This is a genomic window from Shewanella electrica (assembly GCF_022321485.1).
GTDB classification, from domain to species: domain Bacteria; phylum Pseudomonadota; class Gammaproteobacteria; order Enterobacterales; family Shewanellaceae; genus Shewanella; species Shewanella electrica.
On sequence record NZ_JAKOGG010000026.1, the window covers coordinates 1 to 7,228 of the forward strand.

A 7,228-nucleotide genomic window follows, 5' to 3' on the forward strand; every position below is an offset into this window, starting at 1 on the left:
GTGGTGCCCGAACCCGGAATCGAACCAGGGACACGCGGATTTTCAATCCGCTGCTCTACCAACTGAGCTATTCGGGCGACGGCGTGCATTAAAAGGCTTTTGCGGTTTTGAGTCAACTATTTTCTAAGAAATATTTCAAAACATCGCGAGTTTGAGCAAGATTTGCCCTAAAAGGGCTAAAGCGGCGGTTTTACTGCGTTTGGCGGTGAAAAAATGGCTAACTTAACCAGCAATTATTGCCACTATAGGCGTGTATTTAGCTGAAATAAAAAAGCCTCAGCGGACTGAGGCTTTAAGCTAACAACTGGCAACGTTATCCAATCAGCGTTGCGAGACTAATGCATTGTTTGGGAAGTTGGTTTTCATCACTTCCAAAGCGTGTTGTTTTAGGGTGTTTTGTCCTAACTCACCATAGGCTTGCACCATAATTTCTAGTGCACGTTCGACATACGGCGTATCACTAAAGGTTTCAACTATGGTCTGTCCACGCACTGCGGCGGCGCTCCACGCGTCAATCTTAATGTAGTACTCGGCAACTTTTACTGAGTAACTGGCTAAACGGTCTTTCAAAAATTGCATACGTTTTTGCGCATCTGGCGCATACTTGCTGTTTGGATAGCTTTTCAGCAAGCGGTTGAAATCTTTAAAGGCTTCTTGCGCATTCTGCGGATCGCGGTCAGTACGATCAATGTTCAACAGATCATGCAAGAAATAGCTATCAGCCTGCATATTGACTAGGCCGCGCATGTAGATCACATAGTCGATATCAGGGTGAGTTGGGTTGAGCTTCAAAAACTTGTCGATATTTGCCAAGGCATCGGCAGTGCTATCTTGTTTGTAGTATGCGTAGATCAAATCCAGCTGTACTTGATCTTTGTAGGCACCAAACGGAAAGCGAGAATCGAGTTGTTCAAGCGTTCTTGCGGCTTTAGCAAAGTTCCCAGTTTCCATAGCAGTACGCGCGTCACTGTATAAGACGTCTGCGGATTCTTTACCAGTAAAGCCGTCATCAGGATTGCTGCTACAGGCTGTGATGGCCAATGAAAAAAAGGCGATGGCAGCGCCTTTGACAAATATATGCATACTTCTATTGATGTCTTTTTTGAAAGTTATAGTTAAGAAATTTACCATTTCACGATAAAATAGCACTTTTCCGTGTTTAACCAATTTAACACAATTCTTTATGACCCCAATAATTGGGGACGGTTCCTATGACGCAAGAGATTAATCTAAAAAGCGAGATATCAGCAACCCAAACTGGCCAGAGATTAGATCAGGCCATTGCAGAATTGTTTGCTGATTATTCCCGAACCCGCCTGAAAGAGTGGATTTTAGCGGGCAATGTACGCATCGACGGCGAGGTGGTAACACGTCCGCGAGAAAAGGTGTTAGAAGCGCAGATCATTGAAATTGACGCGCAGATTGAAGAAGAAACCGTGGCGGAAGCCCAAGCTATCGATCTCGATATTGTGTATGAAGATGACCATATTCTGGTGATCAATAAGCAAGCGGGCTTGGTCGTGCACCCTGGTGCCGGTAACCATGATGGTACTTTGATGAACGCCTTGCTGCACCACTGTCCAAATATTGAACATGTGCCGCGCGCAGGTATCGTGCACCGTCTCGACAAAGACACCACCGGTTTGATGGTCGTGGCGAAAACTGTTGAAGCGCAAACTCACTTAGTGGCTGCGCTGCAAGCGCGTGATATCACCCGTGAGTACGAAGCGATTGTGCTGGGCACTATGACTGCAGGCGGTACGGTGGACGAACCTATTGGTCGTCACCCAACCAAACGTACGCATATGGCGGTACATCATGCTGGTCGTCCATCGGTGACTCACTACCGCGTGGCGGAGAAATTCCGTGCGCATACCCGGTTGCGTTTGCGTTTGGATACTGGTCGTACGCACCAGATCCGTGTGCATATGGCGCATATCGGTCACGTGCTGGTGGGGGATCCGGTTTACGGTGGTCGTCCAAAACTACCAAAAGCGGCCAGTGCTGAGTTTGTTGAAGTGCTTAAAGGCTTTAAGCGCCAAGCGCTGCATGCGGTACGTTTGAAACTTGTCCATCCAATCGATTTGGAATTGATGAGCTGGCAAGCACCGATCCCAGACGATATGGTTGAGCTGACCAAAGCGCTGCGCAAAGACACCGAAGAGCACCCAGAGGATATGCTGTATTGATCCCTGCTGACTGGTTCATCCCCCAAGGGGTACATATTGCCTTTACTGACCGCCACGGCGGCATCAGTAAGGCGCCGTATGACAGCCTGAATTTAGGCGACCATGTCGGTGATGAACCATTTGCGGTACAGCAAAACCGTCAGTTATTAGTGCAGCAGTTGGCATTGCCTGCTGAGCCGCAGTGGCTGACACAAGTTCACGGTGTTGAGGTGGTCGATGTCGATGTTGACGCTAATCGTCGCGCCGATGGGGCATTTACCCAGCAAGCCGATAGCGTGTTAACCATCATGACCGCCGACTGCCTACCGGTGTTACTGTGCGACGCCGACGGCAAACAACTCGCGGCATTACATGCGGGGTGGCGCGGCTTATGTCATGGCGTGCTCGAGGCGGGCATTGCTAAATTTGCCAAAGGTAGCGAGCTATATGCCTACTTAGGCCCAGCCATTGGACCAGACGCTTTTGAGGTCGGCACCGAAGTGCGCGAAGCCTTTATGCAACATACGCCGGACGCGCAGCATTGTTTTATGGCTGTGCCTGGTACTGACGGCAGCAAATATTTGGCTGATCTGGTCGCATTAGCTAAGCTGCGCTTGCAAGCTGCAGGTGTACCACATATCTATGCCATCGAGCATTGTACTTTTACTCAAGCGGCACAATATTTCTCTTATCGCCGCGAGCCAACCACTGGCCGCATGGCATCACTCATCTGGCGTGACTAATGCTGCATTGCTGATACTCACGTTACTGCGTTCGCGTTTCGGCAAAATTCTTTGCTAGTCAACTTGAATTAGTGCCGATTATCCCCACATTTAAGACAACGAAGTTATTCCTCTATTTTGAGATTGTTAGGAGGGGATATGCGACTCGATCGTATGACCAATAAATTCCAAATTGCTATCTCAGATGCACAGTCACTGGCGCTTGGACGCGATCATCAGTTCATCGAACCTGTTCATCTGATGTTGGCGTTGTTAAACCAAGATTCTGGCTCAATCCACCCATTGTTAACGCAAGCGGGGATTCAAGTCAGTACCTTACGTTCACTGTTAACTCAAGAGCTGGAACGTCTACCACAAGTAGATGGTTCAGGTGGTGACGTACAGCTGTCACAGGCACTGATCCGCTTGTTGAATCTGTGCGACAAGTTAGCGCAGAAACGTAACGACAAGTTTATCTCCAGCGAGCTATTTGTATTGGCAGCGTTGGAAGGCGGTGACACGCTAGCGAAATGCTTGAAACAAGCCGGTGCCACCAAAGAGCTGATGGAAAAAACCATTGAGCAGATCCGTGGCGGCCAGAAAGTGGATGATCCCAATGCCGAAGACCAACGTCAGGCATTGAAAAAGTACACCATCGATCTGACCGAGCGCGCCGAACAAGGCAAGCTTGATCCGGTGATCGGCCGTGATGACGAAATTCGCCGTACCATTCAGGTGTTGCAACGCCGCAGTAAAAACAATCCAGTATTGATTGGTGAGCCCGGCGTGGGTAAAACCGCCATCGTCGAAGGGTTGGCCCAACGTATTGTGAATGGTGAAGTGCCAGAAGGCATTAAAAACAAACGGGTACTGTCGTTAGACATGGGCTCGCTGGTGGCTGGTGCTAAATATCGTGGTGAATTTGAAGAGCGCTTAAAAGCGGTGCTGAATGAACTGGCGCAAGAAGAAGGCCAAGTCATTCTGTTCATCGATGAGTTGCACACCATGGTTGGCGCTGGTAAATCCGAAGGTTCAATGGATGCCGGTAACATGCTCAAACCCGCGTTAGCGCGTGGTGAGTTGCACTGCGTCGGTGCCACTACCTTGGATGAATACCGCCAATACATTGAAAAAGATGCCGCGCTGGAACGTCGTTTCCAAAAAGTGCTGGTGGACGAACCTAACGTGGAAGACACCATTGCCATTTTGCGTGGTTTGAAAGAACGTTATGAGCTGCACCATCACGTAGAGATCACCGATCCGGCGATTGTGGCAGCCGCGACCATGTCGCACCGTTATATCTCTGACCGTAAGTTGCCAGATAAAGCCATCGACTTGATTGATGAAGCGGCATCTAGCATCCGTTTGCAGATCGACTCTAAACCTGAGCCGCTGGATAAGTTAGAACGGCGTGCAATCCAACTGAAGTTGGAAGAGCAAGCGCTGGCGAAAGAAAACGATGAAGCGAGCCGTAAACGTCTCGACCATCTGCGCACTGAGTTAGATGAAGTGGAACGCAAAGCGGCAGAGCTGAACGAAATCTGGTTCACCGAAAAAGCGGCGCTGGCTGGCACGCAACATATTAAAGCTGAGTTAGAGCAAGCGCGTTTAGATTTGGAAGTGGCGCGCCGTGCGGGTGATCTGACCCGCATGTCTGAGTTGCAGTATGGCCGTATTCCCGAGTTGGAAAAACAGCTCGACTTAGCGGCGCAAGCTGAAATGCAAGATATGCAGTTGTTGCGTAACAAAGTCACCGACGTTGAGATTGCCGAAGTGCTGTCTAAAGCCACCGGTATTCCTGTGTCGAAGATGCTGGAAGGCGAGCGTGAAAAACTGCTGCATATGGAAGAAGCGTTGCACGAACGGGTTATCGGCCAAAACGAAGCGGTGGATGCGGTAGCTAACGCGATTCGTCGTAGCCGTGCAGGCTTGGCGGATCCAAACCGCCCAATTGGTTCGTTCCTATTTTTAGGTCCAACTGGGGTCGGTAAAACCGAACTGTGTAAATCGCTGGCGAAATTCCTGTTCGACACCGAAAGCGCCATGGTGCGTATCGATATGTCGGAATTTATGGAAAAACACTCAGTATCGCGTTTGGTGGGAGCACCTCCAGGATATGTCGGTTATGAAGAGGGCGGTTATCTGACTGAAGCGGTACGTCGTCGTCCTTATTCAGTGATTTTGCTGGATGAAGTGGAAAAGGCGCACCCGGATGTATTCAATATTCTGTTGCAGGTGTTGGATGATGGCCGTCTGACCGATGGCCAAGGCCGTACTGTGGATTTCCGTAATACGGTAGTGATTATGACGTCGAACTTAGGCTCAGACGTTATTCAAGAACACTTTGCCACCGCATCTTATGATGAGATGAAGCAACAAGTGCTGAACGTGGTGCAGATGCACTTCCGTCCAGAGTTCTTGAACCGTATTGATGAAACCGTGGTATTCCACCCACTGGAAGCTGAGCACATTAAGCATATTGCTGCCATTCAGATTGAAACTCTGCGCCAACGTTTGGCCGATAAAGAGTATCAACTGGAGATTAGCGATGCCGCCTTGGCTTATATTGCCAAAGCTGGGTTTGACCCTGTTTATGGTGCACGTCCGTTGAAACGTGCCTTGCAGCAAGAGGTGGAAAACCCGTTAGCGCAAAGTTTACTGCAAGGTAAGCTGTTGCCGGGGCAAACTATCCATGTTGATGTGGATGACAACGGGCTGAGCTTTCGTCAGTAACCACTAATGTAAAAAGGAGCGCCTAGCGCTCCTTTTTACATATTGAAGACACTTAAGCTTTACCACAGAATAGTTTGATACGTTGTTGTTGAGTGGCGATTTGTTGCTGTCGCTCCTCTTCTGACATCTCGATGACTTGCCCCGTGGCTTCATCTTGACGTTGTAAGCGGCGGTGAGTATTGAGTACGTCCAGCTGGAACTTGGCTTGTTCACAAATCGACTTAGCTTGTTCGGCATTGCGCGCAGAGATCTCCGCAACACTCGGATTGGTCGCTGCTGGTGCAGGCTCAGCCGTTGTACTCGGCGCTACAGAACCTAATTTGGGTGGGGCTAACTTGGCACTGTCTAACTGTTCGGTGGTCTGATTCTCTGTTGGCGGCGGATCTTGACTAAAATGAGTAACACCATTTTTATCAACCCACTTATATATAGTGGCCGCCTGAACTATTGGCAGTGATATTGTCATGAGCATGACTAACAACAAGCTGTGCTTCAACATGTGCAAATCCGTCTCGTAATTGGGCTTAGCCAAAGATGGACTGTGTTATCTTTGACCAGCGCAGCGTTATAACATCTAATGGATAAGTGTATGCAAAATTCTTCTTTACCAACAGTTAAAAGCAAAGGGATCTACCTTTTACCTAACCTGCTCACTACCGCCGGACTGTTCTCAGGCTTCTATGCCGTAATCGCCTCAATGAATGGCCGCTTTGAAGCCGCCGCGATAGCCATCTTCGTCGCCATGATTTTTGATGGCCTTGATGGACGCATGGCGCGGCTCACTAATACCCAAAGTGCATTCGGTGCGGAATATGACTCCATGGCTGACATGGTGTCGTTCGGTATGGCGCCTGCATTAATTGCCTACAACTGGGCACTGCAAGATATCGGCAAGATAGGTTGGTTAGCGGCGTTCATCTATTGTGCGGGGGCGGCACTGCGTCTAGCGCGCTTCAACACCCAAGTCGGCATTGCAGATAAGCGTTATTTCCAAGGGCTGGCCAGTCCAGCGGCAGCAGCAATTGTGGCGGGTAGTGTTTGGGTTGGACAGGACTATGACATCGCTGGTAAAGATGTATCTTGGCTGTTTGCCCTGATCACCGCGGTAACTGGCTTATTGATGGTGAGTAACTTCCGTTATGCGTCCTTTAAAGAGATAGACTGGCGCGGCCGAGTAAACTTTATTGTGATGCTCCTTGTTGTGGCAGTATTTGTGGTGGTATCGGTCGATCCTGCGTTAATTCTTTGCTGTCTCTTCTATATCTATGCCTGCTCTGGCCCAGTGATGACATTCCGGCACGTTGATAAATTGAAAGTTTCTGATGTTATCGGTGATACCGACATAGAAGATGAACCACAAACTTCGCAATCTCACAGCGAACCTCGCGATAAGTGACTATAATAATGTTTCTCTCCTGTGATTTCATGGGGGGGGTATGTAGCAAAATGGCGTGTCATAGGTGCGCCATTTGTCACTAAAATGTTGGTTTGGCTACTTCTTGCGCTGTTGTGCAGTTATTTGCGAAATAGGGGTTGCGGAGTTTTTTAAGGTCCCTATAATGCGCACCCACTGACACGGCAAAGCGCGAAAGCAAAGGTCGTTGA

6 protein-coding genes and 1 tRNA gene are annotated in these 7,228 nt (G+C 49.1%); 4 read left to right on the top strand and 3 right to left on the bottom strand.

The annotated features are described in order from the left end of the window. Position 1: 1 nt before the first annotated feature. Together L9G74_RS19655 and L9G74_RS19660 are read right to left on the bottom strand one after the other, a co-directional pair. Positions 2–77, bottom strand: a tRNA-Phe gene (locus tag L9G74_RS19655). Positions 78–321: 244 nt separating this feature from the next. Next, entirely contained in the window at positions 322–1,083 is a 762-nt protein-coding gene (locus L9G74_RS19660) for an outer membrane protein assembly factor BamD (protein ID WP_238898481.1), read from the bottom strand. 128 nt (positions 1,084–1,211) lie between these two features. On the opposite strand from L9G74_RS19660, the gene rluD reads away from it, so the two are divergent. The 3 genes from rluD to clpB all read left to right on the top strand — a co-directional run bounded on the left by rluD (position 1,212) and on the right by clpB (position 5,623). Next, positions 1,212–2,189: a 23S rRNA pseudouridine(1911/1915/1917) synthase RluD gene (gene rluD / locus L9G74_RS19665; protein WP_238898482.1), complete on the top strand. Its 978-nt coding sequence runs from the start codon at positions 1,212–1,214 to the stop codon at positions 2,187–2,189. After that, positions 2,186–2,911, top strand: coding sequence for a peptidoglycan editing factor PgeF (pgeF, locus tag L9G74_RS19670; protein WP_238898483.1), 726 nt, complete (start codon positions 2,186–2,188; stop codon positions 2,909–2,911). The genes rluD and pgeF overlap by 4 nt, the downstream gene beginning before the upstream one ends. A 138-nt stretch (positions 2,912–3,049) precedes the next feature. Beyond that, positions 3,050–5,623: an ATP-dependent chaperone ClpB gene (gene clpB, locus L9G74_RS19675; RefSeq protein WP_238898484.1), complete on the top strand. Its 2,574-nt coding sequence runs from the start codon at positions 3,050–3,052 to the stop codon at positions 5,621–5,623. 52 nt (positions 5,624–5,675) lie between these two features. On the opposite strand, the gene L9G74_RS19680 is transcribed toward clpB, so the two are convergent. Continuing rightward, a complete protein-coding gene (locus L9G74_RS19680; protein ID WP_238898485.1) occupies positions 5,676–6,122 on the bottom strand; it encodes a DUF4124 domain-containing protein in 447 nt (148 codons plus the stop codon). A 90-nt stretch (positions 6,123–6,212) separates the two neighbouring features. Between L9G74_RS19680 and pssA the strand changes: the two genes are divergently transcribed. Then, positions 6,213–7,019: a CDP-diacylglycerol--serine O-phosphatidyltransferase gene (gene pssA, locus L9G74_RS19685; protein ID WP_238898486.1), complete on the top strand. Its 807-nt coding sequence runs from the start codon at positions 6,213–6,215 to the stop codon at positions 7,017–7,019. Positions 7,020–7,228 lie beyond the last annotated feature (209 nt).